This is a genomic window from Armatimonadia bacterium (assembly GCA_039679385.1).
Lineage (GTDB): Bacteria > Armatimonadota > Zipacnadia > Zipacnadales > JABUFB01 > JAJFTQ01.
In genome coordinates this window covers 1-18365 of record JBDKVB010000005.1, presented here as the reverse complement: position 1 = coordinate 18365, position 18365 = coordinate 1, and the positions used below count along the sequence as shown (strand labels likewise).

The 18365-nt window shown below is 64.8% G+C and carries 14 protein-coding genes; 2 read left to right on the top strand and 12 right to left on the bottom strand.

Annotation, left to right across the window (positions count from 1 at the left end):
- Nucleotides 1-59: 59 nt before the first annotated feature.
- The gene (locus ABFE16_00350) at nucleotides 60-1205 is read right to left on the bottom strand and encodes a DUF362 domain-containing protein (protein ID MEN6343721.1); all 1146 of its coding nucleotides are present in this window, start codon (nucleotides 1203-1205) and stop codon (nucleotides 60-62) included.
- Between the two features lie 101 nt (nucleotides 1206-1306).
- Between ABFE16_00350 and cofC the strand changes: the two genes are divergently transcribed.
- Both cofC and ABFE16_00340 read left to right on the top strand, forming a co-directional pair.
- Entirely contained in the window at nucleotides 1307-1990 is a 684-nt protein-coding gene (gene cofC, locus ABFE16_00345) for a 2-phospho-L-lactate guanylyltransferase (protein ID MEN6343720.1), read from the top strand.
- A 136-nt stretch (nucleotides 1991-2126) separates the two neighbouring features.
- Nucleotides 2127-4754, top strand: a complete 2628-nt coding sequence (locus ABFE16_00340) for a PAS domain-containing protein (GenBank protein MEN6343719.1) — start codon at nucleotides 2127-2129, stop codon at nucleotides 4752-4754.
- 111 nt (nucleotides 4755-4865) lie between these two features.
- Here the strand turns inward: ABFE16_00340 and ABFE16_00335 are convergent, their stop codons facing one another.
- The 11 genes from ABFE16_00335 to tsaE form a co-directional block, all read right to left on the bottom strand.
- A complete protein-coding gene (locus tag ABFE16_00335; GenBank protein MEN6343718.1) occupies nucleotides 4866-6053 on the bottom strand; it encodes a 4Fe-4S dicluster-binding protein in 1188 nt (395 codons plus the stop codon).
- A 121-nt stretch (nucleotides 6054-6174) separates the two neighbouring features.
- Nucleotides 6175-6930, bottom strand: a complete 756-nt coding sequence (locus ABFE16_00330; protein ID MEN6343717.1) for a YebC/PmpR family DNA-binding transcriptional regulator — start codon at nucleotides 6928-6930, stop codon at nucleotides 6175-6177.
- A 115-nt stretch (nucleotides 6931-7045) separates the two neighbouring features.
- Complete coding sequence (locus tag ABFE16_00325) at nucleotides 7046-8014, bottom strand: polysaccharide deacetylase family protein (protein ID MEN6343716.1); 969 nt, start codon at nucleotides 8012-8014, stop codon at nucleotides 7046-7048.
- Nucleotides 8015-8056: 42 nt separating this feature from the next.
- Nucleotides 8057-9028: an NAD-dependent epimerase/dehydratase family protein gene (locus ABFE16_00320; GenBank protein MEN6343715.1), complete on the bottom strand. Its 972-nt coding sequence runs from the start codon at nucleotides 9026-9028 to the stop codon at nucleotides 8057-8059.
- A 32-nt stretch (nucleotides 9029-9060) separates the two neighbouring features.
- Nucleotides 9061-9993 (bottom strand): formyltransferase family protein, encoded by a 933-nt coding sequence (locus ABFE16_00315; GenBank protein ID MEN6343714.1) that lies wholly within the window; start codon nucleotides 9991-9993, stop codon nucleotides 9061-9063.
- A gap of 72 nt (nucleotides 9994-10065) precedes the next feature.
- The gene (locus tag ABFE16_00310) at nucleotides 10066-11022 is read right to left on the bottom strand and encodes a glycosyltransferase (GenBank protein ID MEN6343713.1); all 957 of its coding nucleotides are present in this window, start codon (nucleotides 11020-11022) and stop codon (nucleotides 10066-10068) included.
- Complete coding sequence (locus ABFE16_00305; protein MEN6343712.1) at nucleotides 11006-12196, bottom strand: DegT/DnrJ/EryC1/StrS aminotransferase family protein; 1191 nt, start codon at nucleotides 12194-12196, stop codon at nucleotides 11006-11008. Before ABFE16_00305 ends, ABFE16_00310 begins: the two co-directional genes overlap by 17 nt.
- Nucleotides 12197-12210: 14 nt before the next feature.
- Nucleotides 12211-14064, bottom strand: coding sequence for a glycosyltransferase family 39 protein (locus tag ABFE16_00300; protein MEN6343711.1), 1854 nt, complete (start codon nucleotides 14062-14064; stop codon nucleotides 12211-12213).
- 124 nt (nucleotides 14065-14188) lie between these two features.
- Nucleotides 14189-16768: a hypothetical protein gene (locus ABFE16_00295; GenBank protein MEN6343710.1), complete on the bottom strand. Its 2580-nt coding sequence runs from the start codon at nucleotides 16766-16768 to the stop codon at nucleotides 14189-14191.
- 27 nt (nucleotides 16769-16795) lie between these two features.
- The gene (gene tsaB / locus ABFE16_00290) at nucleotides 16796-17530 is read right to left on the bottom strand and encodes a tRNA (adenosine(37)-N6)-threonylcarbamoyltransferase complex dimerization subunit type 1 TsaB (GenBank protein MEN6343709.1); all 735 of its coding nucleotides are present in this window, start codon (nucleotides 17528-17530) and stop codon (nucleotides 16796-16798) included.
- Entirely contained in the window at nucleotides 17527-18009 is a 483-nt protein-coding gene (tsaE, locus tag ABFE16_00285; protein MEN6343708.1) for a tRNA (adenosine(37)-N6)-threonylcarbamoyltransferase complex ATPase subunit type 1 TsaE, read from the bottom strand. Before tsaE ends, tsaB begins: the two co-directional genes overlap by 4 nt.
- Nucleotides 18010-18365: the final 356 nt, after the last annotated feature.

Below are 18365 nucleotides of genomic sequence, written 5' to 3'. Positions count from 1 at the left end.
ATTTTAGCGCATCCAGGACAGCCCCACAAGAACCAGGGACCCTTGGGCGAGGAGCTGTCTCAGTGGCGATCTGCGGGCCGCCCGATGATCCGCCTGGCCAGCCAACTGCGACGGGTATCGATAGCCCCGACCGGGCACACCTCCTGGCAGCAGAAGCACTCGAGACACTTGTGGTAGTCGATCACCGCGAAGTCCTCCACGGTCACCGCATGGGCCGGACAGATACCGGCGCAGGCTCCGCAGCGGATGCAGACCTTCGGGTCGACCAGCGGACGCACCCAGATCATGTCGCGGATGAGGTGACCCATCCAGCCTGGGAAGCCGTGACGAATCCCGCCGGGCGCTCGCTTCAGAGGGTGCCGCAGCGAGGCCAGGTCAGCGCCCCGAACCTGGATGCGGGAGAGGTCAGCTTCCCCGAGGCCCTTCTCGGCTGCGGCGGTCGTGGTACGCACCTCACCCGGTGCGAAACCTGTGATGTGTTCCATCACCGCATCGAGGGCCACGGCGTCTTCAGAGGCACAGATCAGCCCCAGGGGACGCGGTACGCCATGGCTTGGGCCCTTGCCCTCCATGCCGATCACGGCGTCCATGACGTTGAGGTGGGGTACGCAGCCCGAGAAGGTGTCAGCCAGGGCCTCGCCCAGGGCCTTGAAGGTCCCCAGGGTGTGGACCTGGATGCGCTCCCGCGGGGCCACGGTGCCGAACATGTTCTTGACCGCACCCGTCAGCAGCGTCTGGGGATGGGTCTTGCACTTGGCGAGGTTGATGACCACGTCGGCGTCGAGGGCTCGCCGGGCAATGGAGACGGTCTCGAGCTGCAGCGGGTGCGGGACCGTCACTGTGCGGTAGCCGCCCCGCTTGAGCATGTCGAACTCCACCGGCAGGCCCTCGCATCCCTGGGCGATCCCGGAGGACTGGAAGACCAACTCCGGCACCCCGGTGAGCGCGTAGCCCGGCTCATCGGCGACCAGCACCTCACAGCCGGCCTCCAGGGCAATCTCGGCCACTGCTCGGACGACCTCAGGATGGGTGCATACCGCACGCTCTGGCGGTCGTGCATTGATCACGTTGGGCTTCACGAGCACCCGGGCCCCGCGACGGAGCAACTGGGACGCTGACGCCAGAGCGTCAAAGCACGAGCGCACCGCCTGCGACACAAGGGGACGCTCGTAAGTCTGGCACTCACGAATCTGCACTTCAGGCATGGCGCCCAGTATAGCACAGCGAAGGCCGCACAGGCCCTGAACCGTCGCAAGCGGAGAGACCCGGGCAGGACGAGGTGCGGTCAGCGGGGAATCTGTCGGCGATGAGACTGGGACAGCGGGCGGAACTCGTGGTTCTGGTGCCCCACAAGAGCTTGCAGCGCACCAAGACGCGACTGCGGTCCGTCCTGTCGCGTGAGGCACGGCAAGCGCTGTCGCTGATGATGCTGCGCCACGTCCTTGGGGTATGCTATGAACTCCAGGGGGTGACGCAGCGGCTCCTGTGTGCGCCACCCGAACTGGAACCGCTGGCCGGCGAGTATGGCGCGACCCTGATTGCGGGTGGCGAAGCGGGAATGCGGCGTGATGTGATGGCGGCCGCTCGTGACCCGAGGATCGCCGGGCGCAGCGCCATGCTGTTCGTCTCTTCCGACCTGCCGCTGGTCACCGTCGAGGACCTGGAGGCGCTGGTGGAGGCCTGGAACCGCTGCGCTGACCTGGTCCTGGCGCCGGATGGACGGGAGCGAGGGACGAATGCGTTGCTTGTGAACGAGCCCGAAGTGTTCCCCTATGCCTTCGGGGAGGCCGTCGGTCCAGGTAGCTTCCACACCCATCGAGACCAGGCCCTCGGGCACGACCTGTGTGTCGAAGTCGTCAGGCGTCCCGGGCTACAGTTGGACCTCGACCTGCCCGAAGACCTTGCTGAGTTGCTTCGGCAAGCGCCTCAGGATGCACTATCAGGCTACTGTCAGGCACGCTTCGACGACAGGTTCAGTTTCGAGGGTTGAACTGGTGAGGCCGATTGCCCGCTCTGGCCCTCCAGGGATCGCAGCAGAGGTTGCCCTCGCCTCGCGGGAGTAGTATAGTCGGCTTCCGTTAAGGACCAGTCGATGGAGAACGATGTCAACTCGGAGTTCCATAGCTATGGATCTGATCAGCGCTTTCAAGTCCGTGTCCAGACAGGTACGGGATGCTGCACTGGCTGTAGATCCCGAAGGCACGGTTATGTTCGTAAGCCCATATCTTGAGCGCGTGCTACCCAACGCCACTTCCGAGTGCCTGGGGCAGCCGGTGCGAGACGTGCTGCCGGTGGTCGCAGGCGAAGACCCGGCAGTGATCGACGCCGTCGTGGTAGCCTGCCGCCAAGGGAGAGCGTGGGAGGCCCCCGCCAACCTACAGACGCAACTCTCAGGCGGTTGTGGCGGGCTGATCCGCGTCGCGCCCCTGTCCTGGGAGGGATACAGGCTCGGGGCAACAGTGACGGCCCTCACCATCGATGGCGAGGGGAACCTGCTGTGCGTACCCCGGGAGATCACTCGGCGGTTCCAGGTGATGGTTGAGGCGTCACCCGACTTCGTCTTCGCCCTGGACAGGAACAACCGTATCGAGTACGCCAATCGCCATGCGAGAGGCCTCCTCGGCCTCTCCCTCGCCGAGATCGTCGGCAGGATGCCTTCCGATCTCTTCCCCGCGGAGGCCTACGAGCATCAGAACGCGTCTCTTGAACGCGTGCGCCAGACGGGTGAGATGTACCGAGTGACAAGCCCGGTGACCGTCGGCGACTGCGAGCTTTGGTTGGACACTTGCCTGGTGCCGGTCAAGGATGCGTCGGGGACGGCAACCTCTGTCGTGGGGGTGTCTCGCGACGTCTCCGACCTCAAGCGTGCCGAGGGCGAGCTTCAGCAGAGCGAGGAACGCTTGCGGGTAGTGCTGGAAAGCACCGATGACATCGTGCTCCTCAGCGACGCAGAGGGACAGATAGTCTACTATAACGGGCCGTCCCGGTACGGAGTCCCGCGCGATGCAGTGGCGGGGACGGAGATCGGTGCCTTCTTCCCACCGGAACAGTCCGAGGAGATGCTCCGGCAGCTGCGCCAGGTCGTCGAGACCGGCCGGACCATGACCTTCGAGACCAGCGTCACCTGGCAGGGCGAGGAAGAGTGGTTTTCTGATAACCGCAGCCCCGTCCATGGCCCAGACGGCAGCATCGCCGGCGTGGCCACGATCAGCCGCAACATCACCGCGCTCAAGCGGTCTGAGAACGCCTTGCGACGCTCCGAGGCGCTGTACCGGACGGCCCTTGACGCCGTGCAGGCGTGGATGTTCGTCGTAGACGGCGACCTCAAGGTCCTCGTGGCCAACCGGAGCCTGCGCGAGGCGCTTCGCCGGGCCGGCAGACCAGAAGATGTGACCGGGCTGCCAGTCTCGGTTGCCTTCCCCGACTTCCCATCGGAGATGGTGAACAGCTACGAGGAGTTGCTCGTCACCGGTAGGAAGCAGACCACTGTGGAATCCGTGCACCTGGGAGACAGCGTCCTGACCCTCGAGACGACCAAAGCCCCTGTGTTTGAGAACGGCCAGGTTGTACAGGTCGTGACCTCCATGCACGACGTGACCGACCTCAAGCGAGCGGAGGAAACCCACCGACTGGCGACGCTTGGCCAGGTTGCTGCCGGCGTAGCGCACGAGTTCAACAACCTGCTGGCCGGCATGATGGCAAAGGCAGACCTCGCCGCCGACACCTCTGCCGGCGACCTGCCGGAGTTCATCACCCGCGCCTGTGCTCACGGAGCAGAGGTCTGCCGAAGCCTGCTGGCCTTCGGCAAACCGAGTGAGCCCTCCCAGGAGCCCATCTACGTAGAGCAGGTCATGGAGGCTGCGATCTCCCTCGCCGCCGGTCGCCTCCACAAGACCAACGTCATCGTCCGTCGGACCTATCAGACGGAGGGCGAGCGCATCTGCGCAGATGGTGGGCAACTGGGACAGGTCTTCCTGAACCTGATCATCAACGCCTGCGACGCCATGTGCACCAACGGGAGAGCCAAGGCTGAAGGCACGCTGACCGTTGGAACGGAGCCACTGCGGAAGGGCGGCTCAGACTGGGTCTGCGTGACGGTGGCCGACACCGGCTGCGGCATCGCACCGGACAATCTGGCACGGATCTTCGAGCCCTTCTTCACTACCAAGGGAGACCCCGCGCAGGGCCAGCGTGGAGGCACCGGCCTGGGGCTCTCTGTGTCGCAGCGCATCGTTGCTGCCCACGCCGGTACGATGGAGGTGCGAAGCAGCCTGGGGAGCGGCACCACCTTCAGCCTCTGCTTCCCGGCCTACAAGGCTCGGTCGTCGTCGGCCGAAGCCCCAGAGTCGCAGGCGCAACCGGGCGGTAAGGTTGAGCACCCCTCGCAGCCGTCGCGGGCAATCCTGCTGGCTGAGGATGACGAAGACTTGGTCGTGCTGTTCGGCGCCATCCTGGCCCACGAGGGCCACAATGTGACGATGGCGATGACCACCGCCGAGGCCGTGGCGAAGCTCCAGAGCGCCCGCTTCGACCTGGTGCTCTCCGACCTCCTGCTGCCCGGTGGCGGAGGGCGTGAGATCCTCGCAGAAGCCGGGAAGCTCGCGGCACCTCCCCCAGTCATCATCATGACGGGGATGAACGACAGCGGCACCGCCAGGGAACTGGTGGAACTCGGAGCCGCCCGCTTCCTCGACAAGCCTGTGAGCCGCAACGCCTTGCTTGAGGCCGTAGCCGAGGTGCTCGGGAAACGATGACCCTCAGGACCCGGGCCACGCGCTCAGGGTGGCCCTCCTCCAGACACGAAAAGGGGCGCGGCATATCGCCGCGCCCCTCGTCTCAGTCCTCAGTTGACCACACGCGTCCCGCTACTTCACCCCAAGGGTAAACCCCCGAGGCTCTGCGAGTTCAGTCATCGCAATGGCCGAGGCAGGGCACAGCTCTGCGCACAGCCCGCAGCCCACGCAGGTCTCCCGCGCGACCGTATGGACCTTCCCGGCCGGCCTGGCCGCTCCGTAGATGCACACTCGGCCGCACAGCCCGCAGTTCACGCACTTCTCGGCGTCAATCTGGGCGGCACAGACCTGTTCGCGCTGCACGTCATCATTGCCCTTGATCTTGCCGCACACGCTTCCTCGGATTGCAGCAAGGTCGCTGTGGCCTTTCCGCTCCATCCATTCCGTGAACCCACCCAGGATCTTGCCCACTACCTCGTAGCCTTCCATCACGATCGCCGTGCACACCTGGACGGTCGTCGCCCCGGCGAGGATGTACTTGGCCACGTCTCCCCCGTTGGTGACTCCTCCGCTGCCCGCGATCGGGACCGGCAGCCCCGGGTAGGTCTCGGAGATCCACCGCAGTACGTAGTGGATGGCGAAGGGGCCACCATGCCCTGCGTAGCCGCCGTGCATCACCGGCGTCTCGCTCTCCAGGTCGATATCTAGCCCGGTGAAGCGGTTGAACATCACCACTCCGTCGGCGCCCCTCTCAGCAATGCCACGGACGACGCCGCCGGGGTTGTCCAGTTGTCCGGTCACCTTAGGGATGATCGGGGTGTTCGGGGCACCCCTCTTGGCCGCCTCGACCGCTTCAACCATGGTGTCGAGCATCGCGCAGTGGGCCATGATGTGGGTGCCGTGAGGGCATGACACGTTCAGCTCAATGGCTTTGGCACCGGCTTGCTCCGACACCCGTGCGCTCTCCTCCCAGCGGTCCGGAGTGTTGCAGTTGATGCTGGAGAAGATGGGCATCTCGCACTGCTCGGTGGCGGTGCGGATCTGCTCGCCAAACTCGTCCAGCCCGTAGACGTTCGCCTGCTCGTAGGAGTACAGGGCGAAGGTCCGGTGCCGTCCCATCTGGTGGCGAAGCACCCGGAACCGCGGGCTCGGGGAGTGACGTGCAGGCTCATACTGGAAGTAGCTCTTGATGACTGCGGCGCCACAGCCCGCATCATCGCAGCGCTTGAGGCGGTCGGCGCTCTCCGTGATACCGGCCGGGGCCGCAACGATCGGGTTGCGGAGCTTGATGCCGCAGAAATCCGTGGTGAGGTCAACCATTGCTAACTCCTTGCTCGATGCGCTCTGCCTCGGGGACAGGGCGCCTCACTAGGTCCCATCACAAAAGAACGGGCCTCCCCCGAGGGATCCCGTTCCTGTGCCGGTCCTGCAGGCAGAAGACCTACTCCGCTGCCAGTTTCTCCATGACCTCGTCGGAGACCTCGAAGTTCGCGAAGACCTTCTGCACGTCGTCGTGGTCTTCAATCTCCTCAAGGAGTGCGAACAGCTTGGGCGCCTGCTCGTCGGGAACCGGCGTCGTGGAGGTGGGGATCATGGTCAGCTCAGCGCGCTGGTACTCGATGCCCGCTTCCTTGACGGCGTCCAGAACCTGCGCGAAGACGTTCGGCGGCGTGCGGACCTCGAACACCTCGGGGTCATCGGTCAGAACATCCTCAGCGCCGGCGTCGGCGGCGGCCATGAAGAGCGTGTCCTCATCGGTGACGTCGCGGCGCACGATGATGGCGCCCTTCGTCTCGAAAGCCCAGGCCACAGAGCCCGGCTCGCCCAGGGCGCCGTCGCGCTTCCTGAGAAGGTTGCGCAACTCGGCGACGGTGCGCTGCCGGTTGTCGGTGAGGCAGGTGATCATGATCGCGACGCCTGCCGGGCCATGGCACTCGTAGGTTACGGGCTCGTAGACAACGCCCTCGAGTTCACCCATCCCTCGCTTGATGGCGTTGTCAATGTTGTCATTTGGCATGGACTCGGCACGGGCCGCATCGATTGCATAGCGCAGTCGGATGTTGGTGTCCGGGCTTCCTCCGCCTTCCTTCGCCGCTACGATGATCTCCCGGGACAACTTGCTGAATAGATTGCTGCGCTTGGCATCCTGCCGCGTCTTTCGGTGGACGCGGTTGGCCCATTTCGAATGTCCGGACATTGTTACGCCGCCCTTTGACTTTGGATTTTAGGCTGGCATTATAGCACCTGGTCCCTGCACGTATCAAGGCACGCACCGGCGGTGCGCGCCACACTAGCCCCGAACTGCCCGCTGTCTACTCCCCCATTGCCTGGCAGGACACAGTCCCACCCCGGCCGGGGAGCGTTCCCTGATGAAGGGACGCCGTGCGAGCTGCTCCCGACTGACACATGCGGTCGGCCAGGGCACCGAGAGTCACAAACTCGCAGCCGTCCTCCTGCAGAGAGCGCAGCAACCGCTCAAACCACGTGGCCCAGGTCCGTCCCTCAACCTCGGTGTGGAGGGTGAAGATGTGCAGCCCGGACCACTCCTCTGCGCGAAGGCCGGCCTCGCCACTCAGGGCCGGAGGAGTCGCGAACAGGCCCTGAACATGCTTCAGCATGCCCTCCTCGTCGAGGGGAACCTCGGGTAGCCCAATCAGCTCGTCCAGGGTCGGCAGTGTGGTGGGGATCTGCAGTACCTTCGCGCGACGCCCTTCGACCAACGGGAAGAAGGGCGTCGCACCGCGCGTATCGGCAGCGTATCGCAGGCCTCGTGCCTCCTGCGCAAGCACACTGGTCTCATTCGCTTGCCAACCGGGAGAAGCGAAAGCCTCGCACTTGCCCGGTAGGTAGCGCTCCCACTCCTCGCAGGCCAGGGCAAGCTGCTCCTGGACCTTCTCCGGCCGCCACTTGAGCAGGAAGTCATGCCAGTTGATATGGTCCCAGCCATGCGGGATGACCTCATGGCCGGCGTCGGCAATCCGCTGCAGCAGCTCAGGTTTGTGGGCTGCAATCCGGGGAGCGGGTAGGAGCGTACCGTACAGCATGGTCTTCATGCCGTACTTGATGGCTCCACGGGTGCGGAGCATCTTGCCGAGGAACCCGCGGCGAATCAGCACGCGACGCACGGCGAGGCCGGAGCGATCGGGACCCATGGCAACACAGTAGGTCGCCGGCACTCCGACGCGCTCCATGATGTCCAGTAGACGCGGGACACCCTCGAGGTAGCCCTCGAGGGTGTCCACATCCACCTTCAAGCAGACGGTCTTTGCGGAGAGGCTCATGGTGGATTCCGTTCGGTTGTGGGCCAGGTTCAGGCCGGAGCGCTACTCGCCACCGGAGGCAAGCTGATCCTTGAAGTACTTGACGGTGGCCTTCAGGCCCTCCTCGAGGGGCGTCTCGGCGGTGATGCCCAGCATCTCCCGCATCTTGCGGACGTCGGGGATGCGCCGGGGCACGTCCTCATAGCTCTTGCCGTAGATCTGCTCCTGCGGAACGTACACGATTTCCGACTGTGAGCCGGACAGGCGGACGACCATCTCGGCCAGCGTCTTCATGTTCCACTCAACGTCGGAACCGATGTTGATGATCTCGCCGACTGCTTCGTCGCGAAGCCCGGCCTCAAGGGTGGCATGCATGGCGTCATCGATGTAAGTGAAGCAGCGCGTCTGGAGCCCGTCGCCGACGACGGTCACAGGACGATTCCGCAGGGCCTGTCCCAGGAAGATCGTCACTACGCGGCCGCGGTCGAGAGCGTCCAGACGCGGGCCATAGACGTTGAAGTAGCGGACCACGACGACGGGCAGCCCCATCTTGTGGTAGGCGAAGCAGAAGTGCTCGCCGACCGCCTTGGAGGTCGAGTAGCACCAGCGGTCGATGCGGGTCGAGCCCAGAACACGGTCGTCGTCCTCGGACCAGGGCACCTTGGGGTTTCGGCCATAGACTTCGCTGGTGCTGGTGAAGACGAGCTTCTTGCCATGTTTGTAGGCCGAGCGGAGGATGACCTGGGTGCCGTTCACATTGACGTTCAGCACATTGTAGGGGTCGGCGACGTAGTGCTCGACGCCCACAACTGCAGCCATGTGGTAGACGACGTCGGCCTGCGCCACCAGGGAATCGACCATCGGCTCGTTGAGGATCGTGTCATGAACGTAAGTGAAGCGCGGGTTGCTGAAGTTGTGCTGGACCTTGTGGATGGAGCCGAGGTCCATGCAGATGACCTGATCGCCCCTGGCCAGGAACTTGTCGCAAAGATGCGAACCCAAGAACCCCGCACCGCCCGTAACCAGAACTTTCATTGGTTCTCCTCCGATGCTGCTCGTGTCGTAGCCTAGATAATGTCTCCGACCTCGACGCCGTACCGCTGTACGTACGCCTCTGCGTCCAGCTCTTCCTCCCCCTGCCTCTGGAGGCGGGTGACCAGCAGGTTACCCTCGCTGGTTGCGACCTCCAGACCCGCGGGTGACCAACGACAGACCGACCCGGGAGCCGGCGGGTTCGGAAACAGCAGACCCGGCACCGGATGCGACTGCCAGACAAACACGCGACCCCTGGGCCCCTCTACAAAGGCGCCCGGGTACGGGTGCGTTACTGCTCGGACCAGATTGTGGATCTGCCGTGCCGGCCAGTCCCAAGCGAACTCTCCGTCGGCGGGCGTGCGACGGCCCACGTAGGTCGCCTTCGCCACGTCCTGCACCCGCCGTGGCGCCTTCCCCTCTCGGAGCAGGGGCCAGGCGGCTCGCAGAACGTCCTTGCCGGTTGCTGCCAGGCGCTCGTAAAGCGTCGCCGCGGTGTCATCCAGCTCAACCGGGACTACTGCCTGCCCCACGATGTCGCCGGCATCGGCCCGCACCGTCATCTGGTGCAGGGTCATCCCAGTCTCCTGCTCACCGTTGACCAAAACCCAGTTCACAGGGGCGCGTCCCCGGTAGAGCGGCAACAGCGAACCGTGCAGGTTGTACGCCCCGAGGGGCGGGATGTCCAGAATCGGCTGCTTCACCAGGTTGCGGTACCAGGCGCTCACGATGATGTCCGGCTTCATCTGCCGCAGACGCTCTACCCACTCGGGTGCATTGAGGTTCTCGGGAGTGAGCACCTCGACCCCGTGACCGGCAGCCAACTCGGCCACCGACGGCCACCAGATCTCCTCCCCCGGGCTATCCTCGTGGGTGAAGACGCCGACGACCTCGTCCTCCGTCTCTTCCAGCAGGTAGCTGAGTGCGGCATGGCCGATGAGCTGGTAGGTCAGGCAGGCGATCCTCACGAGTGGCACGCTCCATGTGCAGGTACTGCCAGGCTGTGAACCCAAAGGGAGTGCGACAGACGCCCAGCCCCACTAGGACGTCTGGGGATCAGAAGTCGTGACCTCTCGCACCAGATAGCGCGGCCGACCACGGACCTGATCGTAGATCCTGGTGAGATACTCGCCGATCAGCCCTATGGCGAAGATCTGAACGCCGACCAGGAAGAACAGCAGCCCGAAGAGGGTGAACACGCCCTCGACCTCGGCGCCCACTATGAAGCGGCGGACCAGAAGGAAGATGCCGAAGGTCAGGCCGAACAGGGAGATCACCAGGCCCCCGAAGCTCACCCAGTGCAGCGGCAGAGTGCTGATGCCGGTGACCAGGTCGAAGTTCAGTCGCCACAGCTTGCCCCAGGAGTACTTGGTCTGCCCCATCTCGCGCTCAGAGTGCTCGACGCCGACTTCGGTGACCCTACGTGCGAAGGAGTTGGCCAGTACCGGAACGTACAGGTGCCGCTCCGGGCACTGGTTGACGCAGTCCACGACCTGCCGCGAGTAGGCTCGGAGCATGCAGCCGTAGTCGTGCAGGTGATGCCCGGTGGTGGTGCCCACGACCTTGTTCATCATCCAGGAGGCAGTACGTCGCGTCAGTGGATCCTGGCGGTTCACACGCCAGCCGGCCACCACGTCGTAGCCCTCGCGGACCTTGTCGACGAGCTTGTGTATCTCGGAAGGCGGGTTCTGCAAGTCGGCATCCAGGGTGACGACGATCTCCCCCTGTGCCTCCTGGAAGCCTGCCATGATCGCGGCGTGCTGGCCGAAGTTTCCGGTCAGCTCGACCACCTTGACGGTTGCCTGCGCGCTGCGGAACTCGTGGAGCATGGACAAGGATCGGTCCATGCTGCCGTCGTTGACGAAGACGTACTCCAGCGGCTTGGGTAGCCCGGACGCAGCAGCCTCCAGGGCCTCAAAGAAGCTGGGGAGCGCGTCCTCTTCGTTGTAGACCGGCACCAGGAGCGTGATTGCAGGCCGGTCAGCGGCGGTTCCCATCGAGCACCTCACGAACTGCGTTGGCGACATACACGGCATCTTCGTCGGTCATGTCAGCGAACAGCGGCAGACTCACAACGCGGTCGGAAGCCCAGGCTGCGTTGGGGTAGTCCTCGGTCTTGCATCCGAGCTCGCGCTGGTAGAGCGGCTCGACGTGCAGGCTGCGGTAGTGCAGACCTGTGGCGATGTTACGGTCGCGCAAGGCCTGCCGGAAAGCCGGCCGGTCCAGCGTTACACGATCGAGGTTCAGTCTTATGACATACAAGTGCCAGGAATGTTGCCAGTCAGCCGGTGGATTCGCCGGGAGGAACAGCACGTCCCCGTCCAGGTCTGCCATCAGACTGCGGTAGAGGGCGGCAAGTTCCGAGCGTCGTTGGCGCGTCTGGGCGGCACGCTTGATCTGGTGAAGCCCGATCGCGGCCTGCATGTCGAGCATGTTGTACTTGAACCCGACCGCCTCCACCTCATACTCAGCCGTGCCCGACATCCGTGCTCGTGCGCCACGGGTCACGCCGTGGAAGCGCAGCAGTCGGGCACGTTCCGCCACCTCCGGGTCACGGGTGAGGAGCGCGCCGCCCTCGCCGGTGGTGATGGGCTTGCTGGGATGGAAGCTCAGACAGCCTGCCCGGCCGATCATCCCGGCAACTCCCGCGGGGCAGGTCGACCCGAAGCAGTGTGCCGCGTCCTCGATGATGAAGAGGTTGTGGTCGCGCGCCACTTGCATCATGGGGACCATGTCGCAGCACAGGCCGGCGAAGTGCACGGGCAGAATCGCCTTCGTGCGCTCGGTGATCGCGGCCTCCAGCAGAGCGACATCCATGTTCAGGGTGTCACGATCGATGTCGACGAACACGGGCTTGGCGCCCACGAGGAGCAGCATGTTCGAGGTCGCGGCCCAGGTGAGCGGGGTCGTAAGGACCTCGTCGCCGGGGCCGATGCCGGTGGCCAGATTGGCGAGATGCAAAGCCGCCGTTCCGGAGTTTACCGAGACGACCTCGGTGCCCGCTCCGAAGTACTCGCCCAGGGCGGCTTCGAAGGCATCGACTCGTGGCCCGGTGGTCAGCCAGCCCGAACGCAGGGCCGCTACGACCTCGTCAACCTCCTCATCCCCAATGCGCGGGCGGCTGAAGGGCAGGACCTCGTCTCGTAGCGGCTGCTTTGGTGATTCACCCACGAAGGAGCATCTCCCTATCGTGCAGGTAGAGGTGTAGTAGCGCTGCCCTGCGGCTGCGGCATCAAGAGCAGCGGCGACTTGGTGACGGCTTCGTGCGGCCAGGGCCGCAGTTTGGTGCGCTCGAAGAAGGCCCGGTTCCCGAGCATGATGTTGCTGCTGTTGGCGGCCGCCACCTGGAACTCCTCCCAGGTTCTGGCGGTGCTCCAGTCGCGCGGTATCACAAGCAGCAGCAAGGGCCCCTTGCTGGACAGGGCCGGGAGGTCTTCAGGGCCCTCCAGGAAGTACTCTCGGTTGTCGCCGATCTCGCTGCCGAACTTCAGCTCGTCCCGTGTGCCGATCAGGGCGACGCGGCGGTGCAGGTAGAAGCTCAGACTCTGGTCGTAGCTGTTCCACTCGGCGATCCGCACATCGGCGGGCATGGGTTGCGGCATCCCGTCAAGTATAGCACCGACGCGCTTGTACTGGGCAAAGAGCGGGATGTTGGCGACCAGGAAAGGCACTATCAGCGCAAGTACCAGACCGGGCGTGAAGGTCAGCCACCGGCCCCGGAAGGAGCTGACAAAGAGCGCAAGGGCGCTGATCACCATGCCCGCGGCAAGCCCGTATGCAAGAGGCATGAAGCTGGCTGCCGGTACGACATCCTGGTCGGCGGCCAGGAAGGGTGCGGCTATTCCCAGGCACAAGAACATCAGTCCGGTCACCGCTGCAGCGACCCTTACTGCTGTTACGGCCCTGACACCACGTGTCAGGTACCAACCGATTAGCAGGGCCAGGGCCGGGTACGCCGGCTGCATGTAGGGCACCAGCTTGCACCGGCTCAGGCTGAAGAAGACGACGACCCCCAGCGCCCAGACGACCAGGAAGGTCACGGCCGAGTGCTCGCGGTCGGTTCGCTGTGTGTCGGCGTCCTGTGCTTCGGTCGTCACAGGGCGGCGCCACAGGGTCAGGGACTTCCGCAAGGCGGCCCAGAACACAGGCAGGGCGATGAGCGCCCAGCCCCACATCCCCAGGGGCGTGATGACGAAGAAGTACCACGCCGGTTTGATATGCTCCTGGCCGGCAGCGCGGAGCAGATGCTGCACTACGATGTAGTAGTAAGGGAACTCCGGGTTCGCCAGGCTGACCAGCACATGCCAGGGCAAGGCGATCACTGCGAAGAGCAGCAGCCCCGAGGCCCAGGCCATCTCGCGCAAGGGACGGAAGTCACGGCGCAGGCCACAGTATACCAGAACCACGCCCACGCTCATCGCGATCGCTGTTGGACCCTTGGCCAGGGTTGCCAGAGCAAGGCAGGCCCAGGCTGCCAGGTACCAACGTCGCTTGGGGACGGCCTCTTCCGTGTCTGTTCCCAGCCACCACGAGGCCCAGCAGGCGGACAAACAGAGACCGAACAACCCATCAATGATCAGTAGGCGCGCCATCACCAGCGGGAGAACGCTGGTGAGGTAGACCCAACCGGAGATCACGCCGCCGCGTTTCCCCCACATGCGGCGGCCCAGCCCCATAACCAGAAGCAGCGTCAGGAACCCCGCAGTAGCCGGCACCGCACGGCCTGCCCACTCCTTCTCCCCGGCAAGAGCGAAGGCGCCTGCCGTGATCCAGTACATCAATGGCGGTTTCTCGAAGTATTTTACGTAATTGAGGCGCGGGGTGACGAAATCGCCGCTCTCCAGCATCTCGCGCGGAATCTCGGCATAGCGCCCCTCGTCGGGGTCGAGGAAGTGGTAGCTCCAGATCCCCACGAAGTACATGGCCAGACCGACCAGCACGACCGCCAGCCAACCCCAACGGGTCAGGAATCCGGGGGCTGTGGTGGAGGGCTGGTCGCCTGTGGTGGCAGTACGGCAACACGTTGTGCTGTTGGTCATTCGCTTCTGGCTTCCCATCGGTATCTACGGCCGCGGAAGACCAGACAGGACCCCGCAGCAAAGCTTGGTCGAGCATACACAACGAGCGGAAGGCTACAACAAAGGCGCAGCACCCGCAAGTTCCCTATCGGCCCAATAACAGAACCTTAACATCCTCTGGGCCGAGGCTGATTGGCAGTCGAGCGTACTTCCCGCTGACGTCGTAAGCGAGGTCGCTGCCCGAGAACAGTTCGCGGACGCTTGCTGCCTGCAGCGGCCTTCCCAGGGCCGCGAGGTCGATGCTCAGTTCCGTTGTCACCGCCTGAGGGGAATCGTTGAACACCGTTAGGTACACAGGACCGGCGCCATCGCCGTACCGCTCGAGGTACACCTTCGCCTCCTTCGGCCACGCCCAGGTGATCGGCTGCCAGCCCGCGGCGCTCAGGGTCTTGATCACCGGGACGTACTTGAGGAACAGCGACCGATCGCGGTTGTACAGCAGCGGCCGGCTGAAGTACACATCGCTCGAAGCGTTGTGGCTGAAGAAGCCCGGGAAGATGGCGTAGGCCACGCAGCGCTTCATGTACAGCTCGATCCACTCCGGCTTCATGTCGTCAAAGACCGTGTTCATGAGGAGAAGATACGGTCGCTGGTAGCAGATGCCCCGGCGGTAGTTCATCGTTGCGTCGGCGTTCGGCGTGTACTTGCCTCCCGGGCACCAGTTCGTCTCAGTGCCCATCACGTCAAACCACGCTCCACCCCAGGGGAAGTTGGCCGGCGTGGAGTTGGCGAAGGTCATCTTCCCCGCTCCCCACATCCGGTGAGCAAGCTCGGCGGCGAAGTCGAGGCTGTTGAAGATCTCCATCTGGCACAGGCGGCCGTCGGTGTCGTAGACCAGTGGCGTGCCGGTCTCCGCAAGGTGACTCGGTCGGTAGTTGAGCTGCGTCGCCGCCATCTCGAAGGAGTCAACATAGGTACCGTCGAGGACTGCCTTCTCGGGCAGCTTCTCCGCCGCTTTGAAGGCCCCGTCGATGCTCCGCCAGCGGACGTCAAACTGCGTGACACTTGCCGGGTCCAGCCCCTTCACGAAGGGGCTCGGGTTGTTGTAGTACAGTGCTCCGTCACACCAGGGCGCGGTGATGGTGCCGCCGTACCAGGCACCCTCGGGATCCTCCAGGGCCGAGCTAAGGGTCGCCTGGGACTGCAGATCGCCCTTGGAGGCCTTCTCCTTCAGGTACGCGATGGCCCGGTCGTTGGTGCGCTCCATATCCTTGGGCATGGACAGCCAGTGACTCGCGGGCTCCACGTAGACGAAGCTGTCGATGCCGTTCTTCTCGTCGAAGGCGACGTTGTTGTTGCCCTCATGGAACTGGAAGCCGAAGTCCTGGAAGCCCTCGACCTTGGCGATATCGGTGAAGGGCATCCAGATGCCCTCTTTGGTGTTCCGCTTGGTGAAGCAGTCAGGGAAGAGCTCGTAGTAGCGCTGCAGGGCCGACCGGAACCCCCACCGCGGATCGCTGCGGTAGACGACGAGGCTCATGGATGCCTGCGAAGGGTACCGCCGGACAGCAGCCGAGAGGCCCAGATCGACTGCCGCGAACAGCTCGCGCGAACCGGCGTCATAGGAGAACCGGCACAGACGCGGGACATCGAGGGGAGCGCCGATGACCATCGCCTCGGTTCGACCGGCAACGCAGGCAATCGGCCAGCGCGAAGCCATGCCGTTGGCACCGGCGCGGACGGAGGTGTAGTTCGAGTACTTGCCACCTTCCTCGATCGGTTTGGGGGTGCGCTGATCGTCGTACCAGGTCCAGAGCACGGCGTCGACGGGTACGCTGCAGTAGACGGTCAGAGCCCGGTCAGCGCCGCTGAGGTCCTTCACCGTCAGGTCGAGACGATAGGCGTCGCGACCGATCGACTTCCAGGTTGCGGCGAGGGAGAGCTTGAGCGCCTCGATCGTGTGGGAGAAGGTCGAGACACCGTCCACCGGGGCGCTCCAGGTCTGCTCTGGGCCAAGGAAGCTGGACTTGGCCGCCACGTCACGGCAGAACAGGCGCACCGGGATTCCCGGAGTGCCTGGGCCGGTGGGTGGCTGACTGGAGGCGATGGTCACGCTGTCGAACTGCTGCACGCCGCCGGGCACCCTGACCTCCCAGAAGCGGAAGTCGTCAAACCAGGCGGTGCCGGTGCGACCGCGGAAGATGCCATGCACGGAGACGGACTTGATGGGCTTGGCGGGCGTCACGACTACCGTGCGCTTCTGCCAGTCGTGAGTTCCGGGCTTGAAGGGTGAGACCTGCCCCCACAGAGGGGTGCCGTCCATGTACTCCAGGTCCAGGTAGAGGGAGTAGTTGCTGTCCTGGCCGCCGGTGACCTGCTCGGCCTTACTCCAGAGCTCGGCCATGATCGGCGCAGGCGTCTTCTGGTTGAGCGTGAGGACGTAGGTCATGCCACGCTGCTCGTCGTTGGAGGCCGAGGTGCACTTGGCGCTGTAGCGGCCGCCGTGCTTGACTTGATCGTCCACCTCGTAGCCAATCTGCCAGGGCCGCCATCCCTCGAAGGTCTTCTCCTGCACTCGCTCCAGGTCACCGTTCGGCAGAAGCTGGACCTGCGTCGTCGGGTCTACGGCCAGCGCCTGCTTGGCGGTCCAGTCCTGGGCAGAGCAGCTTACTGTGCTCAGCACGACCATCAGCAGCGGCACCGTCAGTGGGAGCACCGGCTTCATCTGGCTCACCCTTCCCTGCGGTATGGGCTAGCTGAGGCCCAGGTCGATGCCCTGGGAGCGCTCAGCCTGTGAAGCAAGCACGTAGATCGGGCGGAGACCGAAAGCGGCCGAGGGGTCGGCGGCTGCGAGTTGAGGCTGTGCGAGCGCCGCCACAAACTCGGCCCGTGGAGCATGCAGGTCGTCGGAGCCGAGAGTCACGTGTCCCCCGGGATTGTGGGCAAGCAGCTTGTCACGGTGGAGGACGACGCCGTCGCCCACCAGGACAACCGGTGTCTGTTTCGCCTGGAGCCGGTCAAGGACCTGCTGGAGGCCGCAGACCTCGCAGGGACCAAGGGGCGTCACGGAAGCCCCCTGGACGGTGTAGCCGGTGGTGTAGACGTCCTCCCTGCGCGCGCTCTGGACCACACAAATCATGGAGTCCGGCGCCAGGCTCTCCCCCATCGCTCGCAGGACGCCCAGGGCCAGCACGTCATGGGTCGGGACGCCGACCAGCGGGCGATGTAGTGCATGGGCTGCGGCCTTGGCCAGCGCCACGCCCACTCGAAGGCTAGTGAAGGAGCCGGGGCCCAGCGAGACGGCCAGCGCGTCCACTTTGTCCAGTGAGGACAAGCCGGCGTCGGACAGTGCCTCGCCGATATGCCCGGGCAAGGTGCGGCAGAGCGCCATCCGGCTCGGGAAGGTCCGCTGGGCGAGTAGTCGGTCGCCCTCCAGGAGGGCCACGCTTGCGGGCTCTCCCGAGGTCTCCAGGGCAAGTATCTTCACGCAAAGGCCTCCCGGACTACTGCCGAAAAACGGTCGCCACGGCCCTCGATGTGTAAGGTGCGGGTCGACTCCCCGTCGGAGGTGATGTGGACCTCAAGACGCTCAGCGGGGAGTGCATCGGCCACACCCTCGGCCCACTCGAGCGCCAGGACGGCACCGGCCAGGACATCCTCAAGGCCCAGGTCCTCAAGTTCCTCGGGCGATTCAAGCCGGTAGGCGTCCGCATGGCACAGGGACGGGTTACCGGGATGGTGGCGCATGAGAATGAAGGTCGGGCTCGTGACGTAGCCTTCGATACCCAGACCCCGCGCGAGGCCCTGGACGAAACAGGTCTTCCCTGCCCCGAGCGACCCCGAGAGAGCCACCACATCGCCGACCTTCAGGTATGCAGCCAGGCGTGCGGCAAGGTCGCGCGTTTCCCCGGGTGAGTGTGAGTGCAGGACTGCGGTCGCAGTAGAAGTCTCTTTGGCAGGCAGCATGGCTGCATTATGCCCTTTTGCGCAGACCGTCTGCAAGAGGCCGAGGTTCTGGCCGTGGCGGCCCTCGAACGGCACCTCACCCCCTGCCTTCGGCAGCCCCCTCTCCACGAGCAGAGCAACGACGCGCCGCTTTGGGCGAAGGGGAAAGGCAAAGGCACCTCACCCCCTTTGTCCCCCTCTCCACGCAGTGGCGAGGGGGAACGGCAACGACGACGGCAAAGGCACCACGCGCCCAGAGCGCTGATGGGTGGTCAGCGCATCCCGTTGGCAGCCTGGGACTCACCGGACCGACGGTCGGCGGCGTCAGATCGCGTCCTCGCGCCGCGCAGCCCACAGAATCCCACGGCGTAGAAGCT

Bases quoted from the DNA above. Each gene is read 5' to 3' on its own strand.
- ABFE16_00350 (MEN6343721.1), bottom strand. From the start codon at position 1,205: ATGCCTGAAGTGCAGATTCGTGAGTGCCAGACTTACGAGCGTCCCCTT.
- cofC (MEN6343720.1), top strand. From the start codon at position 1,307: ATGAGACTGGGACAGCGGGCGGAACTCGTGGTTCTGGTGCCCCACAAG.
- ABFE16_00340 (MEN6343719.1), top strand. From the start codon at position 2,127: ATGGATCTGATCAGCGCTTTCAAGTCCGTGTCCAGACAGGTACGGGAT.
- ABFE16_00335 (MEN6343718.1), bottom strand. From the start codon at position 6,053: ATGGTTGACCTCACCACGGATTTCTGCGGCATCAAGCTCCGCAACCCG.
- ABFE16_00330 (MEN6343717.1), bottom strand. From the start codon at position 6,930: ATGTCCGGACATTCGAAATGGGCCAACCGCGTCCACCGAAAGACGCGG.
- ABFE16_00325 (MEN6343716.1), bottom strand. From the start codon at position 8,014: ATGAGCCTCTCCGCAAAGACCGTCTGCTTGAAGGTGGATGTGGACACC.
- ABFE16_00320 (MEN6343715.1), bottom strand. From the start codon at position 9,028: ATGAAAGTTCTGGTTACGGGCGGTGCGGGGTTCTTGGGTTCGCATCTT.
- ABFE16_00310 (MEN6343713.1), bottom strand. From the start codon at position 11,022: ATGGGAACCGCCGCTGACCGGCCTGCAATCACGCTCCTGGTGCCGGTC.
- ABFE16_00300 (MEN6343711.1), bottom strand. From the start codon at position 14,064: ATGACCAACAGCACAACGTGTTGCCGTACTGCCACCACAGGCGACCAG.
- ABFE16_00295 (MEN6343710.1), bottom strand. From the start codon at position 16,768: ATGAAGCCGGTGCTCCCACTGACGGTGCCGCTGCTGATGGTCGTGCTG.
- tsaE (MEN6343708.1), bottom strand. From the start codon at position 18,009: ATGCTGCCTGCCAAAGAGACTTCTACTGCGACCGCAGTCCTGCACTCA.